Origin of the sequence: Streptomyces sp. ACA25 (genome assembly GCF_028200735.1) — a bacterium.
GTDB lineage: Bacteria > Actinomycetota > Actinomycetes > Streptomycetales > Streptomycetaceae > Streptomyces.
Genome location: NZ_JAQKPV010000045.1, coordinates 1 through 2852 on the forward strand (window position 1 = coordinate 1; position 2852 = coordinate 2852).

A 2852-nucleotide genomic window follows, 5' to 3' on the forward strand; every position below is an offset into this window, starting at 1 on the left:
CGAGCAGCACCCCCACACCCTCGCCCCAGCCGGTCCCGTCGGCCGAGGCACCGAAGGCCTTGCACCGGCCGTCGGCGGCCAGACCCCGCTGGCGGCCGAACTCGATGAACGCGCCCGGTGTGGCCATCACGGTCACCCCGCCGGCGACCGCCAGGGTGCAGTCGCCGCTGCGCAGGGACTGGACAGCCCAGTGCAGGGCAACCAGGGAGGACGAACAGGCCGTGTCAACGGTGACCGCGGGGCCTTCCAGACCGAATGCGTAGGCGACGCGGCCGGAGAGCACGCTGGCGGCATTGCCGGTGCCCACGTGGCCTTCCACCTCGGACGCCTCCGCCCCGCCGTCGAACAGGAGCGTCGCGTAGTCCTGGCCGTTGGTGCCGGCGAACACTCCGGTGGAGGTACCGCGCAGGGAGTGCGGGTCGATGCCTGCTCCCTCGACAGCTTCCCAGACACTCTCGAGCAGCAGCCGCTGCTGCGGGTCCATCGCCAGTGCCTCACGCGGTGAGATGCCGAACAGTTCGGCGTCGAACTCGGCAGCGCCGGTGAGGAAGCCGCCCTCCCGGGCGTAGGTGGTACCGGGGCGCCGGCTGTCGGGCTCATACAGGGAGGCCAGGTCCCAGCCCCGGTCGACGGGGAACGGGCCGATGGCATCGGTCCCTTCCGTGACCACCCGCCACAGGTCCTCCGGGGAGTCGACCCCGCCGGGGAAACGGCAGCTCATGCCGACGATGGCGATCGGTTCGTCCGCCGGAACGGTCACGGCCGGCGACCGCGCCCCCTCGGCCTCGGCCCGTTCACCGCCGAGCAGGTCACGCAGGTGCGCTGCCAGGGCGGCAGGGGTGGGGAAGTCGAACACCAGGCTCACGGGTAGACGGAGCCCGGTATCGGAGGCTAGTGCGTTCCGCAGTTCCAGTGCGGTCAGCGAGTCGACGCCGAGATCCCGGAACGCGAGGTGGGGGTCGATCGCCGCAGCGGAGGTGTGGCCGAGTGTTTCGGCGGCACGGGAGCACACGACACCGAGTACCTCGCCGGGGGCGAGTGTGACCGGCGCGCTCGGGCGGGGGGCCTCGGGCAGGTCGGTGAAGAGCACGGTGGGCCGGGCGGCCGCGAAGCCGGGGACGAACCGCGCCCAGTCGACATCGGCGACCAGCACACACCGGTCCCGCAGGTCGAGTGCCCGGCCGAGTGCGGTCAGGGCACGCACCGGTTCCAGCGCGACGAGGCCGCTCCGTCGCAGTCGCTCAGCGACCGGGCCGTCAGCGGCCATGCCGGCTCCGGCCCATGGCCCCCAGGCCACAGAAGTACCGGAAAGGCCGTCGGCTCGGCGTCGTTCGACGAGGGCGTCGAGCTGAGCGTTGGCGGCGGCGTAGTTGCCCTGCCCAGCGCTGCCGACGGTGCCCGCGAACGAGGAGAACAGGACGAACTCGCCGACGTCGCCGAGCAGGTCGTCGAGTACCCGCGCTGACTCGGCCTTTGCGCGCAGCACGGCCGCCAGCCGGTCGGGGGTCACCGCGTCGACCACACCGTCGTCGATCAGCCCCGCGGCGTGGAACACCGCGGTCACGGGGTGTTCGTCGAGCAGGCGGGCGACAGCGTCACGGTCGGCCATGTCACAGGCCTTGAGATGGGTGGTGACACCGAGGGCGGTCAGTTCAGCTTCGAGCTCGGCCGCGCCGGGCGCCTGCGGTCCCCTGCGGCTTGCCAGGACGAGTTCGGTGGCACCCCGGCCGGCGAGCCAGCGGGCGACGTGCGAGCCGACGGCACCGGTGGCGCCGGTGATCAGCACCGGCCCGTCCGGAGTCCAGGAGCGAGTGGGCCGGCTGTCCACCGGCGCGTGCCGCAGCCTGCGGCCGTAGCTCGCCTCGGCACGTACGGCCACCTGGTCCTCCGTCGTTCCGAGGAGGGTTCCGGCAAGACGCCGCCCCGCGTGGAGGTCGAGCCTGGCGGGCAGGTCGATGAGACCTCCCCACCGCTCGGGCAGTTCGAGCGCGATGACCCGGCCAAGCCCCCAGACCGCTGCGGCGGCCGGGTCGGCGGGCCGTTCGGACCGGTTGACGGCGACAGCCTCCCGGGTGGCGCACCACAGGGGCGCGGGTATCCCGGCGTCGCCGAGTGCCTGTACGAGGCTCAGCACACCCTCGGCCGGCAGCATTGCGAGGACGCCCGTGACGCCTCCGGCCACCGTGCGCAGCACGTCGGCCAGACCCACCCGGTCGTGCCCTGCCACGGCGATCGGAACCAGAGAGGCACCGTCCAGGGCAGCCCGCACGTCGGGATCCGTCTCACCGTCGGGGGTGACGACCAGCCAGGTGCCGGCCGGGGCGGCGGCGCTGTCGGGCAGCGGTTCCCAGGCGACACGGTATCGCCAGGCGTCAGCGGATGCCCGGTCGTCGTGGTTGCGGCGCAGCTCGGCGAGCACGGGAAGCGCGGCGTCGAGCGCCGCACGCTCATCAGCGGTGACGGGCAGACCGTCGAGATCGTCCGCTTCCACCGCCGACCAGAATGCTTCGGATTGCCCGGCCGTCGGAGGTGTGGGCTCCAGCCAGTACCGTTCGCGCTGGAAAGCGTAGGTCGGCAGGTCGATCCACTCCGCCGACGTGCCGAGGACAGCCGTCCAGTCGACGACGACGCCGCGCACGTGCAGGCGGGTGACCGCGTCCCCGAGCGCCTCGGTCTCCCTGTGACCGGCACGCAGTGCAGGTACGGCAACGACGTCGTCCGTGGTGCCGTGGGTGAGGGCGGACAGTGTGCCGTCGGGGCCGAGTTCCAGGAAGCGGGTGGCACCGTGCTCCTGCCGCGCGACGGTGAGGGCGCCGGCGAAGCGGACGGGTTCGCGGACCTGGCGGACCCAG

Annotated in this window: 1 protein-coding gene; it reads right to left on the reverse strand. The window is 72.9% G+C overall.

The genetic code is table 11. The features are described from left to right. Positions 1 to 2852 (reverse strand): SDR family NAD(P)-dependent oxidoreductase (locus tag PJ985_RS23045; RefSeq protein WP_271685827.1); only part of this gene is annotated, 2852 nt, incomplete at both ends.